The sequence below is a fragment of the Acidimicrobiales bacterium genome (assembly GCA_040219515.1).
Lineage (GTDB): Bacteria > Actinomycetota > Acidimicrobiia > Acidimicrobiales > Aldehydirespiratoraceae > JAJRXC01.
This window is the reverse complement of record JAVJSI010000005.1, coordinates 220,470-239,011: the sequence shown is the minus strand read 5'-3', so window position 1 is coordinate 239,011 and position 18,542 is coordinate 220,470. Positions and strand designations below refer to the sequence as shown.

At 68.2% G+C, this 18,542-nt stretch carries 17 protein-coding genes and 1 pseudogene; 5 read left to right on the top strand and 13 right to left on the bottom strand.

The features are described from left to right. The first annotated feature begins 35 nt into the window (after nucleotides 1-35). Complete coding sequence (locus tag RIB98_03680; GenBank protein ID MEQ8840057.1) at nucleotides 36-179, top strand: hypothetical protein; 144 nt, start codon at nucleotides 36-38, stop codon at nucleotides 177-179. Here the strand turns inward: RIB98_03680 and RIB98_03675 are convergent. Genes RIB98_03675 through RIB98_03660 form a run of 4 tightly spaced genes read right to left on the bottom strand, consistent with a single transcriptional unit; the run spans nucleotide 176 to nucleotide 3,708 of the window. Then, on the bottom strand, nucleotides 176-1,318 hold the full coding sequence (locus RIB98_03675; protein MEQ8840056.1) for a hypothetical protein: 1,143 nt from the start codon (nucleotides 1,316-1,318) through the stop codon (nucleotides 176-178). The two genes, RIB98_03680 and RIB98_03675, sit on opposite strands and share 4 nt — an antisense overlap. Nucleotides 1,319-1,360: 42 nt before the next feature. After that, nucleotides 1,361-2,185, bottom strand: a complete 825-nt coding sequence (locus RIB98_03670; protein ID MEQ8840055.1) for an ABC transporter permease — start codon at nucleotides 2,183-2,185, stop codon at nucleotides 1,361-1,363. Then, the gene (locus tag RIB98_03665) at nucleotides 2,182-3,084 is read right to left on the bottom strand and encodes an ABC transporter ATP-binding protein (protein ID MEQ8840054.1); all 903 of its coding nucleotides are present in this window, start codon (nucleotides 3,082-3,084) and stop codon (nucleotides 2,182-2,184) included. Before RIB98_03665 ends, RIB98_03670 begins: the two co-directional genes overlap by 4 nt. Before the next feature lie 12 nt (nucleotides 3,085-3,096). Continuing rightward, a complete protein-coding gene (locus tag RIB98_03660) occupies nucleotides 3,097-3,708 on the bottom strand; it encodes a YbhB/YbcL family Raf kinase inhibitor-like protein (GenBank protein ID MEQ8840053.1) in 612 nt (203 codons plus the stop codon). 63 nt (nucleotides 3,709-3,771) lie between these two features. Between RIB98_03660 and RIB98_03655 the strand changes: the two genes are divergently transcribed. After that, nucleotides 3,772-4,164, top strand: coding sequence for a hypothetical protein (locus tag RIB98_03655; protein MEQ8840052.1), 393 nt, complete (start codon nucleotides 3,772-3,774; stop codon nucleotides 4,162-4,164). Nucleotides 4,165-4,265: 101 nt separating this feature from the next. Here RIB98_03655 and ilvC read toward each other — a convergent pair whose 3' ends face one another. The 3 genes and pseudogenes from ilvC to RIB98_03640 all read right to left on the bottom strand — a co-directional run bounded on the left by ilvC (nucleotide 4,266) and on the right by RIB98_03640 (nucleotide 7,644). Then, nucleotides 4,266-5,300 (bottom strand): ketol-acid reductoisomerase, encoded by a 1,035-nt coding sequence (gene ilvC, locus RIB98_03650; GenBank protein MEQ8840051.1) that lies wholly within the window; start codon nucleotides 5,298-5,300, stop codon nucleotides 4,266-4,268. A gap of 77 nt (nucleotides 5,301-5,377) precedes the next feature. After that, nucleotides 5,378-5,866, bottom strand: coding sequence for an acetolactate synthase small subunit (gene ilvN / locus RIB98_03645; GenBank protein MEQ8840050.1), 489 nt, complete (start codon nucleotides 5,864-5,866; stop codon nucleotides 5,378-5,380). Continuing rightward, nucleotides 5,863-7,644, bottom strand: a pseudogene (locus tag RIB98_03640) (acetolactate synthase large subunit). Before RIB98_03640 ends, ilvN begins: the two are co-directional and overlap by 4 nt. 209 nt (nucleotides 7,645-7,853) lie before the next feature. On the opposite strand from RIB98_03640, the gene RIB98_03635 reads away from it, so the two are divergent. Further along, complete coding sequence (locus RIB98_03635; protein ID MEQ8840049.1) at nucleotides 7,854-8,387, top strand: hypothetical protein; 534 nt, start codon at nucleotides 7,854-7,856, stop codon at nucleotides 8,385-8,387. A gap of 65 nt (nucleotides 8,388-8,452) precedes the next feature. On the opposite strand, the gene RIB98_03630 is transcribed toward RIB98_03635, so the two are convergent. Both RIB98_03630 and RIB98_03625 read right to left on the bottom strand, forming a co-directional pair. Then, nucleotides 8,453-10,504: an acyltransferase family protein gene (locus RIB98_03630; GenBank protein ID MEQ8840048.1), complete on the bottom strand. Its 2,052-nt coding sequence runs from the start codon at nucleotides 10,502-10,504 to the stop codon at nucleotides 8,453-8,455. Next, on the bottom strand, nucleotides 10,501-11,445 hold the full coding sequence (locus RIB98_03625) for a hypothetical protein (protein MEQ8840047.1): 945 nt from the start codon (nucleotides 11,443-11,445) through the stop codon (nucleotides 10,501-10,503). The genes RIB98_03630 and RIB98_03625 overlap by 4 nt, the downstream gene beginning before the upstream one ends. A 134-nt stretch (nucleotides 11,446-11,579) precedes the next feature. Between RIB98_03625 and RIB98_03620 the strand changes: the two genes are divergently transcribed. Further along, nucleotides 11,580-12,911, top strand: coding sequence for an MATE family efflux transporter (locus tag RIB98_03620; protein MEQ8840046.1), 1,332 nt, complete (start codon nucleotides 11,580-11,582; stop codon nucleotides 12,909-12,911). A 14-nt stretch (nucleotides 12,912-12,925) separates the two neighbouring features. Here RIB98_03620 and gatB read toward each other — a convergent pair whose 3' ends face one another. Genes gatB through gatC form a run of 3 tightly spaced genes read right to left on the bottom strand, consistent with a single transcriptional unit; the run spans nucleotide 12,926 to nucleotide 16,136 of the window. Continuing rightward, a complete protein-coding gene (gene gatB, locus RIB98_03615; GenBank protein MEQ8840045.1) occupies nucleotides 12,926-14,401 on the bottom strand; it encodes an Asp-tRNA(Asn)/Glu-tRNA(Gln) amidotransferase subunit GatB in 1,476 nt (491 codons plus the stop codon). Beyond that, nucleotides 14,398-15,837: an Asp-tRNA(Asn)/Glu-tRNA(Gln) amidotransferase subunit GatA gene (gatA, locus tag RIB98_03610; protein ID MEQ8840044.1), complete on the bottom strand. Its 1,440-nt coding sequence runs from the start codon at nucleotides 15,835-15,837 to the stop codon at nucleotides 14,398-14,400. The genes gatB and gatA overlap by 4 nt, the downstream gene beginning before the upstream one ends. After that, nucleotides 15,834-16,136 (bottom strand): Asp-tRNA(Asn)/Glu-tRNA(Gln) amidotransferase subunit GatC, encoded by a 303-nt coding sequence (gatC, locus tag RIB98_03605; protein MEQ8840043.1) that lies wholly within the window; start codon nucleotides 16,134-16,136, stop codon nucleotides 15,834-15,836. Before gatC ends, gatA begins: the two co-directional genes overlap by 4 nt. A 57-nt stretch (nucleotides 16,137-16,193) precedes the next feature. Between gatC and RIB98_03600 the strand changes: the two genes are divergently transcribed. Then, a complete protein-coding gene (locus RIB98_03600) occupies nucleotides 16,194-16,631 on the top strand; it encodes a hypothetical protein (protein MEQ8840042.1) in 438 nt (145 codons plus the stop codon). Nucleotides 16,632-16,644: 13 nt separating this feature from the next. Here the strand turns inward: RIB98_03600 and RIB98_03595 are convergent, their stop codons facing one another. Beyond that, nucleotides 16,645-18,501: a PASTA domain-containing protein gene (locus RIB98_03595; GenBank protein ID MEQ8840041.1), complete on the bottom strand. Its 1,857-nt coding sequence runs from the start codon at nucleotides 18,499-18,501 to the stop codon at nucleotides 16,645-16,647. Between the last annotated feature and the right edge of the window lie 41 nt (nucleotides 18,502-18,542).

Genomic DNA, 18,542 nt, shown 5'->3' with positions numbered 1-18,542 from the left:
ACGGACTGCGCGCCCCCGGCACCGCATGGCCCGGTGTGATCAAGCTCGGCACCTGGCGCACCCGCGAGGGCACGTCGATGGTCGCCGTGCGCGGCAAGGGCCCGGGCTGCGTGATCGAGTTCGCTTCAGGCCCGTTCGCCCGCTGGATCGTCAGCGAACCGCTGCCCGACGGGATCTAGTCGTAGCGGGGCGCATCGAACGCGCCCTCGAGGTTGTAGGGCTTGTACGGGCCGAGCATCACCTGTTCGAGCACGCCGATACCGACACGGTCGCCGTAGTACGCCCGGACGAGGTGCTGGACGTGCTGATTCTCGTAGACCGTCTCGTCGACGTCGGCGAGCGCCCATGATTCGCTCTCCATCGCGAGTTCGCCGTGCCACTGGCCGTGGACCCACTTGGGGTGCATGTAGCCGATGCCCTTCATCCGATAGGTGAAGATCGGCTCCAGCCGCACCTCGTGCAGTTCGCCCGAGTCGATCGATGTCATCGATATCGTTGCCGCCTTCACCATCCGGCTGCCGTCCTTGAACGTCAGCTGATGCTCGAGGTTGCGCATGTGATCGGCCGCCTCGTCCTCGACACCGGGGATCTGGTCGGGCGAGTCGTAGACCGGCAGCGCCGCGCCCACGTTGAAGAGCGGGCGGCCCTTCCAGTCCTCGAAGAGCTGGTAGTGCAGGCACATGTCGTCGAAATTGATCGGCGCCCAGAGGAAGAACAGTCCCCCTCCGGCACGAGGCGGCTGCGGCGCGCCACGGGTGTCGCCGCCGATCAGCGGACGAATCCCCCAGGAGCGATCCTTGGTGCCCCAGGTGTCCTCCCTCTTCAGGTCGAGCCGCTTGCCGCCGAATTCGATCCAGCCGCTCCAGTGGCCGAGCTGCGTGAAGCGGGTGGTGTCCATGCCCTTGCGGATGCCGCCGCCCCCGAAGCTGTGCCGAGGCTCCTCGACGTTGCCGGTGCGACCCTCCCAGAGCAGGTCGCACGCGAAGTCGGTTTCGTTGGCGTCGAGCGTGACCCGAAGGGTGCGCATCGGCTCGAGGATGTCGACGTTGAACGGGCCGACCCGCAGCTCGCTCGGCTCAGGCGTGGCCCGGGCCGAGGCGTGGAACGCGTACTGGTGGCCTTCGTGCACGACCGAGATGCCGCAATCCTGGATGCCGAGATGGGGGTAGTACGCGGTGCCGATGCCGAGGTACATGTCGCCGGCGGTGGAGTACCCGTTGAACCAGTAGCGCTCGTAGACGTCCTTGTCGCTGCTCGCCGGATGCGCGATCGGGTCGGGCGTCTGATGGATCGGGTAGTCGTCGAACTTGGTGAGCATGCCCCGCAGGTTCTCAGCTCCGCCGCATCGGCGCCAACCGACTCAGGCGGGGTTGCGGCGTCGACGGGTGCGGCTGGTCGAGCCGCCGACCGAGGGTTCCCAACCGAACTTCGCACGGGCGACGATCCCGCCCAGGACCAACCAGAGCAGCAGTACGCCGAGCCGGTCCCATTCGATGGCGGGCACCTCGGACCAGGGGTTCATCGCCTCGGAGAAGGTCGAGCCGAAGTGCTTGAGCGGGAAGATGTCGGCCGCGACACGCAGGTACCTCGGCGGGTCCGACCCGAGGTCGATGAAGATGTTCGAGATGAACGCCATGGGCAGGATCGTGGCGTTGGCCAGCGCCGACGCCGACGATGCCGACTTGGCGAAGCCGGCGAGGGCCACCCCGAGCGTGGCGAATGTCGCCGAGCCGACCACGAAGGCCAACAGCATGGCCGGCAGTTTGGCCAGCTCGAGGTTCACCGAGAAGGCCAGCACGCCGATCCCGACCATGATCGTCATCGACACGAGGGCGATCCAGACCGCCGAGCCGATGGCGCCGGCGAGATAGATCGCCGGCGACAGCGGTGTGCTGCGAACCCGGCGGAGGATGCCGTCCTCGCGGCGCGTCGAGAGGTTGATGGCGATGTTCGTGTAGGTCGCCGAGCCCACCGCGAACACTGCGAGCGCCGGCGTGTAGAACTGGGCCGCAGTGATGTCGCCGGTCTCTCGTGCATCGTCGATGTCGTTGCCGAACAACGCCACGAACAACAGCAGCATGATGATCGGCAGCGCAAGGGTGAAGAAGGCGCCGATCGGCACGCGCCAGAAGAACCGATTCTGCGCACGGATCTGGAACCAGAGCAGGCGGAGATTGCGGGTCATGCGTCCTCGCCCACGAGTCGCAGGTAGACGTCCTCGAGTTCGGTGGAGTTCACTTGGAGCCCGGCGAGTTCGAGACCGCGGTCCCGGGCCCAGGCGGTGATGTGCGCCAGATCGGCGGTCGGGGCGGTGGTGGTGATCTCGATACGGCGATCGCGCCCACGACTCGTTCCCGACAACGGGTCGAGCAGGCTGTTGAGCGGCTCGTCGACGGCCGGCAGGAGAAAGCTGATGCGGGTGCCTTCTCCGAGACTCTCGCGCAGCTCGGTGGGGGTGCCGGTGGCGACGATCTTTCCGCCGGCCAGCACGGCCACGCGGTCGGCCAGGTGTTCGGCCTCGTCGAGATAGTGGGTGGTGAGCACGATCGTCCGGCCCAGCGACGTCAGATTGGTGATCAGGTCCCAGCTGCGGCGCCTCGCCGCCGGGTCGAACCCGGTGGTGGGTTCGTCGAGGAAGATGAGATCCGGATCGCCGATGAGACCGAGGGCGAGATCGACCCGCCGCTGTTGGCCACCGGACAGCGAACCGACGCGTTCGTCGGCCTTCTCCTCGAGTTCGACCAGCGCGATGACGTCGTCGATGTCGCGAGGCCGCGAGTAGGCCTCACGGTAGAACCGCAGTACCTCCCGCACGGTCAGCTCCCGATCCACTCCGGCGCTCTGGAGCACCACCCCGAGCCGGTCACGAAAGCCCGCACCCGCCGTGGCCGGGTCGACCCCCAGGACCGACACGGACCCCGAGGTGCGGGGGCGATGACCTTCGAGAATCTCCACGGTCGTCGACTTGCCCGCGCCGTTGGGCCCGAGGATGGCGAACACCTCACCCTCGTCGACGGTGAAACTCAGCCCGTCGACGGCGCGCGTGGTGCCGTAGGTCTTGACGAGGTCACGGACCTCGATCACGGCCGGCACCGCTCAGCCGACCGCGGGATTCAGGGAGTACAGGCCGGTGACCGCGGCCGAGGCGACCACGTGACCGTCGATCGCAGCCTCGAAGTCGGCCAGACGGAACCCGGGAGCGAGGCCCAGCGAGGGCACGTCGAGCGCATGGACCGTGTACGTATAGTGATGCACGATCGAGTCGTTCCATGGTGGGCAGGGGCCGTCGTAGCCGCCGTAGACGCCCTCCATCTCGGCGTCGCCCTCGAACCACGAGGTGAAGTCGTTGGCCCCGCGAACGCCACCGAGCGCTCCGCCGGCGACGGGCTTGCCGTGGGGGACGATGCCGGTGCCCTCGGCGGCCTCGGCCAGCTCGGTGGTGGCGGCCGGGAGGTCGACCAGCAGCCAGTGGGCGAAGTCGGCCCGGGGGAGATCGGCGGGCACCGTGCGCCCCTCCTGGTTGACGTCGGTGGCGTCGCTCGGCGCATCGGGATCGACACAGGTGATCGCGATCGAACGGGTACCGGCCGGCACCCCCGTCCACTGCAACGCAGGGCTCACGTTGTCGCCCATCTCGTCACCTGCGCAAAAGGCCAGGCGGACCGGAATCCGCTCGCCGTCGGTGATGCCGTCCACGGTCAATTCCATGCTCGCCAGCCTAGCCAAGGGGTGCGTGTCGGTTCCGAGCCGGACGGTGGGACACTCTGTGACATGCGTCCGTTGCCGGGGAGATCCGTCGTTGCCGAATACGGCTCACGATTCGACGCCGATGTCGGTCACGCCCGCCTCGCCGATGCCGGACTCGAGTCGGTGGTGATCGGCGATCCGGCCCATTCGGTCGCCCCGCATCTCGTGACCGAGCCGACGTTCCACCTGGTCGTCCTCGACGAGATCGCCGATCATGCCCGCAGAGTCCTCACCGACGACCTCCCGCCCGACGCCGAGGCCGACTCGCTCGACGCTGCGTTCTTTCAACGGCGATTCGTCGACCGTCCGCCCTGGATCCGCCGCACCACCTGGGCCGTGGGCATCGCCGTCATCGGCCCCGTCGCCATCACCGCCACCATCCTCCTCATCTGGATCCTCCGAGCGCTCTTCCCTTAGACCCGTTTCCCTAGATCCGTCCCAAAACGAAACTGAGGCGAGTTGACCACCTCGACGGTGGTCAACTCGCCTCGAGTTGCGGAAGTCGTAAAGGCCCGGGCCTACATGCCCTGGCCGCCGGAGGTCTCGGCCACGCTCTGCTTGCCGGCGGAGATCCACGGCATCATCGAACGGAGCTCCTTGCCGACCTTCTCGATCGGGTGATCGTGGCCGGCCTTCTCGAGCGCATGGAACCTCTCGCGACCGGCGCGGCTCTCGGCCACCCAGTTGGCGGCGAAGGTGCCGTCCTGGATCTCGGTGAGGACCTGCTTCATGGTGGCCTTCACATTGTCGTCGACGACACGGGGGCCCGAGGTGAGATCGCCCCACTCGGCGGTGTCGGACACGCTGTAACGCATACCCGCGATGCCCTCTTCGTACATGAGGTCGACGATGAGCTTGAGCTCGTGGAGACACTCGAAGTAGGCGACCTCGGGCTGGTAGCCGGCCTCGATCAGCGTCTCGAAGCCGGACTGCACGAGGCGGGTGGTGCCGCCACACAGCACGGCCTGCTCGCCGAAGAGATCGGTCTCGGTCTCCTCGGTGAAGGTGGTCTCGATGACGCCGGCACGGGCACCGCCGATGGCGTCGGCATACGCGAGGGCGAGCGCCTTGGCGCCACCGGTCGGATCCTGCTCGACGGCGATCAGTGCGGGCACACCACCACCCTCGGTGTAGGTACGGCGCACGAGGTGGCCGGGGCCCTTGGGCGCGACCATGCAGACGTCGAGGTTCGCGGCGGGGGTGATCAGATCGAAGCGGATGTTGAAGCCGTGGGCGAAGAAGAGGGCGTCGCCCTCGTTCAGGTTCGGCGCCACGTGGGCCTCGTAGATCTCCGCCATCTCGGTGTCGGGCATGAGCATCATGACCACATCGGCCTCGGCGGTGGCATCGGCGATCGAGAGCACCCGCAGTCCCGCGGCCTCGGCCTTGGCGACCGAGCCGGAGCCCTCGCGGAGACCGACGCGCACGTCGATGCCGGACTCCTTCAGGTTGAGGGCGTGGGCGTGCCCCTGCGAGCCGTAGCCGAGGATCGCGACCTTGCGGTCGGCGATCGCGGAACGGTCGACGTCCTTTTCGTAGTAGATGTTCGCCACGGCGGAACCTTCTTTTCTGTCGGTGAGACTGGGTGGGTGAAACGGGGTGGGAGAGACTGAGTAGGTGGGTCGGGGTCTCAGTCGAGCGCGGGGAGCGCAACTCGACCGGTGCGCTGGAGCTCGGCGATGCCGAATGGGCGCAGGCATTCCTCGAACTCGTCGAGGCGGGATGTACGGGCGGAGAACGACAGCATGATCTGCTCGACGTTCTCGGCGAGCACGAAGGCCCGCCATTCCTCGACCAGCTCCATCAGCTCCTTGCGGTGTGACGACGCGGCCGACACCGTGACGAGCATCAGCTCGCGAGAGACGGCGTCCTCGGGCGCCAGCTCGCGGATGTCGACCACATTGATGAGCTTGTTGAGCTGCTTGACGACCTGTTCGAGCGGTGCGGACTCGACATCGACGGTGAACGTGATGCGGCTGAAGCGGTCGTCGTCGGTGGGCGCCACGGCGAGCGATTCGATGTTGAAGCCCCGACGGGAGAACAGGCCGGCGACTCGAGCGAGCACACCGGGCTTGTTCTCGACGGTGGTGACGATGGTGTGGAAACGATCGGCGTTCACGACGCACCACCGTCCAACATGTGCTGCTGACTCGGGTCGACGAGCAGCTGCGAGTTGGTGGCACCGGAGGGGACCATGGGGAACACGTTCTCACGGGCATCGGTGACGAACTCGACCACGACCGGCCGGTCGTTGATCTCGTTGGCCTTCTCGATGGCGGGAGTGACCTCCTCGGGCGCTTCGACCCGGATGGCGTGGCAGCCCATCGACTCGGCCCACTTCACGTAGTCGGGCACCCGCTCCTGGAGGTAGACCTCGGAGTAGCGCTCCTCGTAGAACATCTCCTGCCACTGACGGACCATGCCGAGGTAGGAGTTGTTGAGCAGCGCGACCTTGATCGGGATGTTCTCGACCGACGCGGTGACGAGCTCCTGCGCCGTCATCTGGAAACAACCATCACCGTCGACGGCCCACACCCGGCGATCGGGCATGCCGACCTTGGCGCCGATGGCCGCAGGGATGGAGAAGCCCATCGTGCCGAGCCCACCGGAGTTGATCCAGGTGTAGGGATGATCGAACTTCCACCACTGGCTCGTGTACATCTGGTGCTGGCCCACGCCGGAGGCGACGATGGTGTCGCTCGGGTTGTGGTCGCGCAGCTCCTCGATGACGTATTGCGGCTTGAGCTTCTCGCCCGGCGCCGACTGCTCGTAGGTGAGGGGGAACTTCTCCTGCCAGCCCGACACGGTCGAACGCCAGGCGGTGCGGTCGGTCTGCACTGCGGTGCCGCCGAGCTCGCGCATGGCGGTGATCATTCCCTCGATGACGAGACGACAGTCGCCCTGGATGCCGATGTTGTACTGGCGGACCTTGCCGAGCTCGGCCGGGTCGATGTCGACATGGATGATCTTCGCCGTGGGGGCGAAGCCGTCGAGCTTGCCGGTGACACGGTCGTCGAATCGGGCGCCGAGCGAGATCAGCAGATCTGACTCCTGCATGGCGGTGATCGCCGTGTAGTTGCCGTGCATGCCGGGCATGCCGAGGCACAGTTCGTGGCTGTCGGGGAACGCACCACGGGCCATCAGCGTGGTGACGACGGGAATCTGGACCATCTCGGCCAGTTGCTTCAGGGCGTCCGCCGCACGGGCCTTGAGGATGCCGCCACCGACGTAGAGGACCGGACGCTCGGCGTCGCGGATCATCTCGGCCGCTTGGCGGATCAGTTCGCGGTCACCTTCGGTCTCGGGGTGGTAGCCGGGCAGCTCCATGTCGGCATCGGCGGCCTGGTACCAGTTCATCGCCGATCGAGGATTGGTGGGGTCGACGATGTCCTTGGGGATGTCGACGAGCACCGGTCCGGGACGGCCCGTCGTGGCGATGTGGAACGCCTCGTGGATGATGCGGGGGATGTCCTGCGCCTCGGTGACCAGGAAGTTGTGCTTCGTGACCGCCATGGTGATGCCGGTGGTGTCGCATTCCTGGAACGCATCGGTGCCGATCGCGGCGTAGGGCACCTGGCCGGTGATGCAGACCATCGGCACCGAGTCGAGGAATGCGTCGGCGAGCGGCGTGACCACGTTGGTGGCGGCCGGACCCGACGTGACCATCGCAACGCCGGGTTCGCCCGTGGCGTGGGCGTAGCCCTCGGCCATGTGACCGGCGCCCTGTTCGTGGCGCACGAGGATGTGACGGATCGAACTGTCGATGATGGGGTCGTAGACGGGAAGGATCGCTCCGCCCGGAAGGCCGAACATCACCTCGACGCCTTCGTGTTCGAGGCTCTTGACCAGGGCCTCGCCGCCGGACATCTTCTGGTTGTCGCTCATGGTGTGTGTCTCAGTGGATTGCGGTGCCCGGAAACGGACAGAGAAGTATGGGCCGAAAAAACGAAACGACCTCCCTTTCTGGGAGGTCGAGGCGCACGTTTGTGGAAAGAATTCCGTTCGCGAACGTGCGCTAGCCGATGCCTACTACGAGGTCGAGGGCGATCGCGGTGTTCACGAGCACGAGTATGACCACTTCTCACCCACATGACAACGTGGATGTCGTGAAAGGCCTCGGTGTGTATCCCGGATCGTTCAATCCGCCCACGCTCGCGCACATCGAGATCGCTCTCGCCGCCTTGCGGGTCCACGACCTGGCCCGGGTCGACCTGGCCGTGTCGGCGGTGCCGCTCGGCAAGGACCGGGTCGACGTGCCGAGCTTCGACCAGCGAGTCGCGGTCATTCAGGCCTCCATCGCCGACGTCGACGGGCTCGGGCTCGTCGTCACCCACGCCCAATTGATCGTTGACATCGCCGACGACTACGACGTGGTGGTGATGGGCGCCGACAAGTGGGTCCAGGTCAACGATCCCTCCTGGTACGGCGACGACGCCGCCGAGCGAGACGCCGTACTCGCACGACTCCCACGGCTCGCGCTGGCCCCCCGGCCGCCCCACACGATCCCTTCCGAGCACCGGCTGCCGGTCGACGACGATCTCCTGGAGGTGTCGTCCAGCGCCGCCCGCGCCGGCCGCGTCGAGTGGATGACCCCCGCGGCCCGCGAGTTCAACGCCCGCACCCAGGCCTGGACCCCCTGACCCCCGTCCCAAAGGTGTCAGACACCTGTCCCAGATAGGACGGGGGTCTGACCTCAGCGCTGCAACTAGGGGGTGATCTGGGCGAGGAGCCAGGGGATGAGTTCGTCGAGGCCGGGGTCGCTGAGGTGGACCCCGTCGTCGCGGCGGCTGCGTTCCTGATCACTGCCGACCGGGCCGACGAAGCCGGGATAGTCGACCATCGTCACGGCATCATCCGTCTCGGCGGCCAGCGACGAGACCAGCGCGTTGAGCGCCTCGATCCGGGCCGGGTCGTTCTGCGGTGTGATCTCCCGGTTCAGCGGAGCGCCCTCGAGCACGAAGAGTTCGGCGCCGGTCGATGTCAACAGCTCGATCGCCTCGCCGTACTCACTCCTCGCATAGGCATCGAACACGGGCTCGCCGATGTGCGTCCAGTCGTCGGCGTTGAGTCCGGGCACGAGCCGATCGGTGACGTCCCACGGACTCACATGGGTGACGACCACGTCGGGCCGGAACACGTCGAGGATCGTGGGCCACGACACGATGTCGTACTCCGTCACCACGGCGGGATCCACGGGATCGGCCCAGTCCGAACAGATGTCCCCCACTGGGCCTTCGAGTCCTTCGGGCACCCGCTTCTGCCCCTCGCGGACGGTGCCGCAGCCGATGTGGGCCTCGTTGAAAACGACGATGCCGGCATCGGGGTTCTCGATGGACCAGTCGCTGAGCGCAACCCCGATCTGGTCCATCACCGAATCGCCCACGGTCAGGATGCGCAGCGCGTCCTCCCCTGCCTCGCCGGGATCGGGAGCATCGCCGTCGAGGTCCGACGTGGCCGGTGCCGCCCCCAACCCGTCGGCGGTCTCGACGAACACCACCCGTTCCACCTCGAGCGGCGGCCGTCGGGTGTGGGCGACGAGCAGTCCGCCGAGAATCACGACGACGGCAACGGCACCGGCGAACCAGCCGGTCGCGGGCGACAGCGGACGCAGCGAGAACGGCCACTTCCGTTTCACGAACGGTTGCTCGATGAAGTGGAACGACAGCGCCGACACGATCACCGTGATGGTGAGGTGAACACCCAACAGCGGCCAGCCACTGACGCGATCGGTGCCGAACAACGTCCCGGCCCGCTCCGGGGTGAGCAGGAGATAGATCGGCCAGTGGTAGAGGTACAGGCCGTAGGAGATCTTCCCTGAATAGCGGAACGGCGACGAGGCGAAGAGCCGATGCAGCGGACTCCACGGCGCGTCCTGCGACAGGCCGAACATCGACACGCCGGCGACGACGGCAACGAGCAGGAATCCGCCGTCTTCGAACAGCCATGCATCGCGTTCGCTGATGTTCAGCACCGCCCACAGGTGCCAGGCCGTCGCCGGGTATGCCGTCAGTGCGGCGATCCTCGTACCCCATTTGGTGCGAGGGGAGCCGTAGAGGTGGACGGCCAAGGCGATCGCGATGCCGACGAAGAGCGCCTGGGCGCGGGTGTCGGTGCCGTAGTAGGCGCGCGACGGGTCCTCGCCCTCGACGTGGACCCGCGACATCCACCAGGCCGAGGCGAGCGCACCGACGACCGACAGCCCGAGGAGGATCTCCCGCCCGCGCCGCCCGCCCCATCGCAGCCCGGCGATCAGGAACAGCGGTGCGAAGAGGTAGAACTGCTCCTCGATCGCGAACGACCACACGTGCTTGAGCGGTGACGGCGAGCCGAACTGCTCGAAGTAGGAGACGTCGGCGGCGATCTCGTGCCAGTTGGCGCTGTAGGTGAGCGCCGACACGATGGCGCCGGTCCAGCGGTCGATGATTTCGGGATCGTCGACGATCGCGAGATAGATGCTGAGGAAGCCGAGGGCGAGAAACAGCGCCGGGAAGAGCCGCCGGACCCGACGCCCACCGTAGGCCACCAGATCTATCTGGCCGGTGCCGTCCCATTCCCGCAGCGCGATGCTCACGATCAGATAGCTGGACAACACGAAGAAGAGATCCAGGCTGAGGATGCCGCCCGGGACGATCTCGGGGCCGCCCGGAATCGACTGTGGGCGGGCGTGGTAGAGGAGCGGGCCCATGAGCACCCAGAAGCCCCGCATGCCATCGAAGGTCGGGATGTAGCCGAACCTGGGCCGGGTGACCGCGGTCATGACAGACCGATCTCCTCGATCAACCATGGCGCGATCTCGGCCTGTCCCCGGATCGACAGGTGCACGCCGTCGTCCCGGAGCTCCCGGTCGCGCGCCGCGCCGACCTCACCGAGCCAGCCGGGATAGTCGACTTGTTCGATGTCGGCATCGGACGACGCGTCGACCAGCCGCATGGCCGTGGTGGCCAGCGCGTTGAGCCCATCGATGCGCTCGACGTGGTCGATGGGCAGCAGATCCTTGGCGAGATAGGGCGACGGGAGCCAGTAGACATCGGCGCCGCTCGCAGCCAGGACCGACGCCGCCTCCGTGTACTCGTTGAGTACGTACGCGTCGTAGCGCGGATCGCCGATCGCCGACCAGTCATCGACCACGTCGGGCACGATCCGATCGGTCGCATCCCACGAGGAAACGGTGGCCAGCACGATGTCGGGTTCGAACAGCTCGATGGCGCTCGGCCACGACACGATCTCGGTCTCGGCGGCGAGATGCAGCGCCACCGGGTCGTTCCAGTTCGAGCAGATGTCGCCCACGGGTCCGTCCAGGCCGTCCACCCGCTTGAACCCGTAGCGGACCACACCGCAGCCGATGTGGGCCTCGTTGAACACGACCACCTCGCCGGGATGCTCCTCGCTCCAGCCCTGGAGCGCCCACCCGATCTGTGATGCCACCGAATCGCCGACGACCAGGATCCGGACCGGTCCGACCTCGGGCGGCAGGGTCGTAGTGGAGGTCGTCGTGGTCGTGGTCGTCGCACTGAGGGTTGTCGTGGTCGACGCCATGGTCGTACTCGTCGCCTGGTCGGCGGTCACCACATCGTCGGCCCCATCGCTGTCGCGATCGATCGACCACAGCAGTCCCAACCCGATGTTGAGCACGAGCGACGCGACCAGGAGTCCGGTGAGTAGACGGCGCCGACGAGGGCCGTGCGGGTTCGCGGTCACAGCTGTCGAATCGGTCACGGGATCGGCGATTTCGGGAAGTCGATTGGGTTCACGAGGGTCGACAGGACGCTAGTGGCCGCCGCGTCGCTATCGACCAGACGGCGTGATGCGACGAAGCAATAGCCTGCGACCCCATGGACTCCCCCCGCCGTCTCCAGTGGACCGGCGACGACCGGGAGATACTACGCCTCGCGTTCCCGGCACTGGGTGCGCTGATCGCCGAGCCGCTCTACATCCTCGCCGACACGGCGGTGGTCGGACATCTCGGCACCCCCCAACTCGGTGGGCTGGCCATCGCGTCCTCCCTGCTGCTCATCGGTCACGCCGTTTTCATCTTCCTTGCCTACGGCACCACGTCGGCGGTGGCCCGCCTGTTGGGGGCGGGCGAACACCGGCGGGCCGCCCACCAGGCCGTGCAGTCGTTGTGGCTGGCCGGTCTGGTCGGCGTGGCCCTCCTCGCGGCCGGCCTCACCTTCGGTCCGGCCCTGATCGGACTACTCGGCGGCAAGGGCGAGGTCGCCACCAACGCCGAGATCTACCTGCGTATCTCGATGTTCGGCGTGCCCGCCATGCTCATCAGCCTCGCCGGCGTCGGTTACCTTCGCGGTCTCCAGGACACGTCGCGACCGTTCTATGTCGCCCTCGGCACCGCCCTGCTGAACCTGGTGCTCGAACTCGTGCTGATCTACGGGTTCGACCAGGGCATCGGCGCGTCGGCACTCACCACGGTCATCGCCCAGTGGGTGGCAGCGGCCGTGTTCGTGGGCTGGATCCGCAACGCGGTGGCGGATCACGACGTGAACCTTCGTCCGGACCCGGCCATGATCCGTGCCCTGGCGGGCGACGGATTCGACCTGTTCCTCCGGACGGCGGCGCTGCGCGGGAGCCTGACCGTCACCCTCGCGGCGGCCGCTCGGATCGGCACCGACGACCTCGCCGCGCACCAGATCGCATTCGAGATCTGGAATCTCATGGCCCTCACCCTCGATGCCATCGCGATCGCCGCCCAAGCCATGATCGGCCGCGAACTCGGCGCCGGCCGCCGCGGGCGGGCCCGAGACCTTGGTCGACGGATGACGCAGTCGGGCGTCGCGGCCGGCGTCGGCCTCGGCGCAGTGGTCCTGGCGACCTCGCCGATCCTTCCCCACGTGTTCTCCGACGACGACGTCGTCGTGGGGCTCGCGACCTTCCTACTCATCCACGTCGCCATCTCCCAGCCGATCGCGGGCGTGGTCTTCGCCCTCGACGGCGTGCTCATCGGGGCCGGCGACCTGCGCTATCTCGCCTGGGCGATGGGTGCCGCGGCGCTGGTCCTGATCAGCGGTGCGCTGCTGGTGCTGCGTCTCGATGCCGGCATCGGCTGGCTGTGGTTGGCCCTCCACGCCTGGATCATCACACGCGCCGTCACCCTGCTCGCCCGCTTCAGGGGTGACGCCTGGATGGTGACCGGCGCGACCCGCCGCTGACCAACGCCGGTGGGTCAGGCGCGCTTGCGGGCGAGGAGCTGGACCACGGCCTTGCCGTCGGCCTGGCCCTGTGTGGCCTTCATGATCTGACCGGTGAAGAAGCCCTGCATCTTCTTGCGTTCGCCGTCGTCACCGCCCGCGAAACGTGACCATTCGTCGGGGTGGTCGGCGATGAGCTGGTCGACGAGGGTCTCCAACTCGCCGGTGTCCATCGCCTCGAAGCCGCGGGCGGCTGCATGGGCGGCCGGGTCGCCACCCTTGTCGGCGAGATCGCCGAGCACCTGCTTCGCCTGGGTGGCGGTCAGGTCGCCGGAGGACTCCATGGCGATCAACGCGGTGAGCGAGTCGGCGGTGACGCGCGACCAGTCGTCGACGGCGAGATCGTTGACCAGGCGGGTGACGACCTTGTCGGCATCGGCGCCGGCGGCGATGGCATCCCGGGCCAACGCGTCCTGGCCCCGCTCGACGAGCAGCCCGACGGTGGCCGCGTCGGCGCCGGTCGCCTCGGTGAGTGCCGCTCGACGGGCCGACGGCAGAGGCGGCATCGCTGCGTCGATCGCGGCGATGGTGGCCGCCGTCGGTTCGAGCGGCACCAGGTCGGGCTCCTGGAAGTAGCGATAGTCGTCGGCGTCCTCCTTCGAGCGGCCGGACCGAGTGCGGCCGCCCTCCTCGTCCCAGTGGCGGGTCTCCTGGGCGGGCGCGTCGCCATTGGTCCACAGGTCGACGTGGCGGGCCGCCTCGAACTCGATCGCCCGGCCGAGCGACCGCACCGAGTTGATGTTCTTGATCTCGCAGCGGGTCCGCAGTTCGTCCGAACCGTGGGGTCGCACCGACACGTTGGCGTCGACCCGCATCGAGCCCTCTTCCATCCGCGCGTCGGACACGCCGGTGGCGAGCAGGATCCCCCGCAGTTCCTCGACACAGGACTTGGCATGCTCGATGGTGCGGATGTCCGGGCGGCTGACGATCTCGACCAACGGCACGCCGGCGCGGTTGTAGTCGACGAGCGAGTAGACGGCGTCACTGATGCGTCCGCCACCGCCGATGTGGGTCGACTTGCCGGTGTCCTCCTCGATGTGGGCCCGCTCGATGCCGACGACGAATCCGTCGCCGAGCACGATGCGGCCGTCGGAGTTCGTCGGCTGGTCGTACTGGGTGGTCTGGAAGTCCTTGGGCATGTCCGGATAGAAGTAGTTCTTCCGGGCCATGACCGACCGGTTGACGTCGCAGCCGAGGGCCCGGCCGAGGATCATCGCCAGTTCGACGGCCCGACCGTTCATCACCGGCAGCGATCCGGGAAGCCCGAGGCAGGTCGGGCAGACGTTGGTGTTGGGCTCGGATCCGAACTGATTGGCACATCCGCAGAACAGCTTGGTGGCGGTGTCGAGCTCCACGTGGACCTCGAGGCCCACGATCAGCTCCCAGCCGTCGGGCAGCGCCGGCTCGATCGGGGTGTCGGCCTCGGCTGCGGCGGCGAAGAAGTCGGTCATCGGGCACCTCCGGCGGCCTCGAGCACGGCCCCGACCTGGAAGGTGAGCGCATCACCGAGCGCCGGCGCCATCACCTGCACACCGACGGGCAGACCGTCGTCGCCCACGCCGAAGGGCACCGAGATGGCGGGTTGCCCGATGAGATTCGACGGAATCGTGCAGACGTCGTTGACGTACATCGCCATCGGGTCGGCGGTGCGCTCCCCGAGGGGAAACGCCGTGGTGGGCGCAGTGGGCGTGATCAACACGTCGACCTCGTCGTAGGCGGCGGCGAACTCGCGCATCATCATCGTGCGGACCTTCAGGGCCTTGCCGTAGAACGCGTCGTAGTAGCCGGCCGACAGGGCGTAGGTGCCGAGCATGATGCGCCGCTTCACCTCGGGACCGAAGCCGGCCGTGCGGCTGGCCGTGTTCATCTCGCCGGTGGTCGGGGCGTCGACCCGCAGGCCGTAGCGGACACCGTCGTAGCGAGCGAGATTGCTCGACGCCTCGGCCGGCGCGACCAGGTAGTAGGCGCTGAGGCCGAGGGTGCACGATGGCACCGAGACCTCCTCGATGATCGCCCCGGCGCCTCGGAGCACGTCGACGGCTTCGTCGGTACGGGCGACGACGTCGGCGGACAACCCCGGCATCGAACCCGCGCCGCCGCAGAGCTCCCGGACGACGCCGACCCGCAACCCGGAGACACCGCGACCGAGTGACGCCGTCGCCGCCGGCCGGTACTCGGCGATCGACGTGGAGTCGAGCGGGTCGTGTCCGGCGATCACGTCGAACATCGCCGCGGCATCGGCGACATCGGCCGCGAAGGGACCGATCTGGTCGAGCGACGAGGCGAAGGCGATCAGGCCGTAGCGACTGACCGCGCCATAGGTGGGCTTCATGCCGACCACGCCGCAGAAGGCGGCGGGCTGTCGAATCGAACCGCCGGTGTCGCTGCCGATGGCGACCGAGGCGAAGCCGGCCGCGACCGAGGCGGCCGAACCACCGCTGGAACCACCGGGCACCCTGGACAGGTCGAGCGGGTTGCGGGTCGGCCCGAACGCCGAGTTCTCGGTCGATGATCCCATGGCGAACTCGTCGAGGTTGGTCTTGCCGACCATGACCGCACCGGCCTCCCACAGGCGGGTGACCACGGTGGCGTCGTAGGGCGGATGCCACCCGTCGAGGATCTTCGAAGAACATGTCGTGGGGATGCCCCTCGTGCACATGTTGTCCTTGAGCGCCAGCGGCACGCCGGCCAGCGGGCCCGGGTCGTCGCCCGCCGCCACTGCCGCGTCGACCGCCTCGGCCTGGGCCCTCGCCTCGTCCGCCGTGACCAGGTTGAACGCGTGGATCTCGTCCTCGCCGGCGCCGATACGGGCCAGGTGTTCGTCGAGCACGTCGACGGCGGCGCGCTCGCCCGAGCGCACGGCCGCGGCGATCTCGAGCGCGCTCACGGCTCCTCCCCCAGCACGGGTGGCACCCGGAACTGGCCCGACTCTGCGGCCGGGGCCTGGGCCAGCACGTCGTCGCGGTCGACCGAGGGGACGACGACGTCGGCGCGGAACACGTTGACGATCGGCAGCGGATGCGACGTCGCGGGAATGTCGCCGACGTCGAGCGCCTCGATGTCGGCCGCGTGTTCGAGGATGTCGGCGAGTTGGCCGGTGAAGAGCTCGATCTCGTCGGCACTGAGGTCGAGTCGGGCCAGTCGAGCGACGTGCTCGACGTCGTCTCGAGTGATGCGTTCGGACATGGGCGTGAAGGATACGCAGCCGAAGCGCCGACGCTGCGGCCGGTTATGGTGCCGGTCGTGAGCGCCTACCCCTTCCTCAGTCCCGAGTGGATCGCCGCGGTCGCCGCGATTCGCGACGAGTACCGCGACCAGGTGAGCACCACCACGGTCACCGTGCGGGCCAACGTCACGGTCACCGACGCCCCGTTCGCCGAGACCACGGTCCTCGGCCACATCGACACCAGCGGCGGCGCCCTCTCGCTCGACGAGGGGCATCTCGCCGACGGCGACTTCGCCCTCGAACTCCCCTATGCCCTGGCCCGCCAGATGTTCGTCGAACGCGACCCCCAGGCGGTGCTGGGCGCGCTGCTCGGAGGCCAGGTGAAGCTCACCGGCGATTCGTCGAAGATCCTCGGCCTCGCCGGGATGGCCGCGCCGCCCGACGAGGATTCCGAAACCTTCGACCTGGCCCGCGAGATCATCGCCCGGATCGACGCGGTCACCGCCGGCAACTGACGTCGCCGGAAGGTCAGGGCTCTTCGGTGTAGACCGTGATCGTCGTGCCGGGCAGGTGCGACTCGCCCGCCCGCGGCGACGTGAACAGCACCGGCAACGCGGTGTTGCCCTCGACCTCGACCTCGAATCCGAGTGCTCGGAGCTCCTGTTCGGCTTCGGCGAAGCCGGCGCCCGCCAGCAGCGGGACCTCGACCGGTTCGGGGCCGAGTGAGATGAAGATCGTCACGACCTCATCGACCTCGGCGACGGCTCCCGACGACGGTTCGAACCGGATCACCTGGTCCTCGGGCACGTCGGCGGAGAACTCGGTCTGTTCCGCCGGCACCAGGCGCAGGTTGAGCAACGCGGTGCGCGCATCCTCGAGCAGGCCGGATTCGGGGACCTCGGGCACCGAGCGCGACATCGGCCCTTCCGACACGACCAGATCGATCGCCTCGCCGGGTTCGGCCTCGGTCTGGCCCGGCTCGAGCAGTACCCGGATGACGTTGCCGGCCGGGATGGACTCGCTCTCCTCGTAGGTGACGTCACCGACCACCAGATTCGCCGCTTCGAGCCGCGCCGCGGCGTCGTCCTCGGACTGACCGACCAGGTTGGGCACGAAGATCAACTCCTCGCCGAGCGACACGGTGATCTCGAAGAACTCGCCCTCCTCGAGATCGGTGCCGGCGACGGGATCGGTTTCGAGCACCTCACCCGCGGTGGTCCCGTCGAGGCGGATGTCCTGCTGGACGAGCACCCAGTCGTTCTCGATCGCGATCGCGGCCGCCTCTTCCGCCGTGCCACCGACGAGTTCGGGCACTTCGTGGGTGATCGCACGGCTGTTCTGGAACGCGATCACCGCGCCCACGGTGCCCGCGAGCAGGACCAGCACCGCGAGCGCGAGCCACGGCCAACGGAGCCCGGACTCGTCCTCTTCGGCCGGCGCCGCGACACCGGGGCCCGACACACCCGGATCGGGCAGCTCGGGAACCAGTTGGGTGCGGTCGCCGCCACCGCCGTCGTCGTCGACCACCGGGCCGACCAGCGGCAGCACCCCTGGCCGCGGCAGGTCCTCGGCCGCGGCCATGAAGCCGCGGACGAACTCACCGGCCGTGGGGCGCTCGGCAGGGTCGAGAGCGCCGGCCCTGCGTAGGGTCGCACCGAGTGGTCCGAGATCGGGATGCGGCTCGAACGGGGTCTCTGCCCGGGCCATGAGCGTGCCGATGGTGGTGTCGGCGGTGAACGGCAGTTCGCCGCTCACGGCCTCGTTGACCAGCAGAGCCAGTGCATAGACGTCGGCCGGCGGCCCGACCCGTTCGCCCCGGGCCTGCTCGGGTGCCGCGTAGCGGGCGGTGCCGACCATCGACCCGTCGGGTTCGGTCCAGCCGGCCTCGGCCAGCGCCCGGGCCAACCCGAAGTCGGCGATACGGAGCCGACCGCCCTCGCCGAAGAGCAGGTTGGCCGGCTTGATGTCGCGATGCACGAGACCTTCGGCGTGGGCGTACTCGAGGCCGCGGGCCGCTTCGAGCCCGACGAGCAGACCCTGCGAGATGGTGAGTTCCTTGCCCGCGTCGAGCATCGACTGCAGGCTGCCGCCACCCAGATACTCGCTCACGAGGTAGGGCACCTCGTCATGGCCCCAGTCATAGACGCCGAGAACGTGGGGATGGTTGAGCGACGCGGCCGACTGGGCCTCGGCGCGGAACCGACGCAGGAAGGCGTCATCGCCGGCCAACGCCTCGTGCAACACCTTCACGGCCACCCGTCGCCGAAGGGTGATGTCGTCGGCCAGGAACACCCGCGCGGACGCCCCCACCCCGATCGGGGCGATGATGCGGTAGCGGCCGCCGAGTACGCGACCGATCTCGGCGTCGGAGTCGTGGATGGGCATCGCAGACAACGTACAAGCACGCTGCGCGCCGACGGTGTCTC

What these genes read in the sequence shown, in the direction of transcription:
- gatC (MEQ8840043.1), bottom strand. Translation starts at nt 16,136, where the DNA reads ATGTCCGAACGCATCACTCGAGACGACGTCGAGCACGTCGCTCGACTG.
- RIB98_03595 (MEQ8840041.1), bottom strand. Translation starts at nt 18,501, where the DNA reads ATGCCCATCCACGACTCCGACGCCGAGATCGGTCGCGTACTCGGCGGC.
- RIB98_03670 (MEQ8840055.1), bottom strand. Translation starts at nt 2,185, where the DNA reads ATGACCCGCAATCTCCGCCTGCTCTGGTTCCAGATCCGTGCGCAGAAT.
- RIB98_03660 (MEQ8840053.1), bottom strand. Translation starts at nt 3,708, where the DNA reads ATGGAATTGACCGTGGACGGCATCACCGACGGCGAGCGGATTCCGGTC.
- RIB98_03620 (MEQ8840046.1), top strand. Translation starts at nt 11,580, where the DNA reads ATGGACTCCCCCCGCCGTCTCCAGTGGACCGGCGACGACCGGGAGATA.
- RIB98_03630 (MEQ8840048.1), bottom strand. Translation starts at nt 10,504, where the DNA reads ATGACCGCGGTCACCCGGCCCAGGTTCGGCTACATCCCGACCTTCGAT.
- RIB98_03675 (MEQ8840056.1), bottom strand. Translation starts at nt 1,318, where the DNA reads ATGCTCACCAAGTTCGACGACTACCCGATCCATCAGACGCCCGACCCG.
- gatB (MEQ8840045.1), bottom strand. Translation starts at nt 14,401, where the DNA reads ATGACCGACTTCTTCGCCGCCGCAGCCGAGGCCGACACCCCGATCGAG.
- RIB98_03655 (MEQ8840052.1), top strand. Translation starts at nt 3,772, where the DNA reads ATGCGTCCGTTGCCGGGGAGATCCGTCGTTGCCGAATACGGCTCACGA.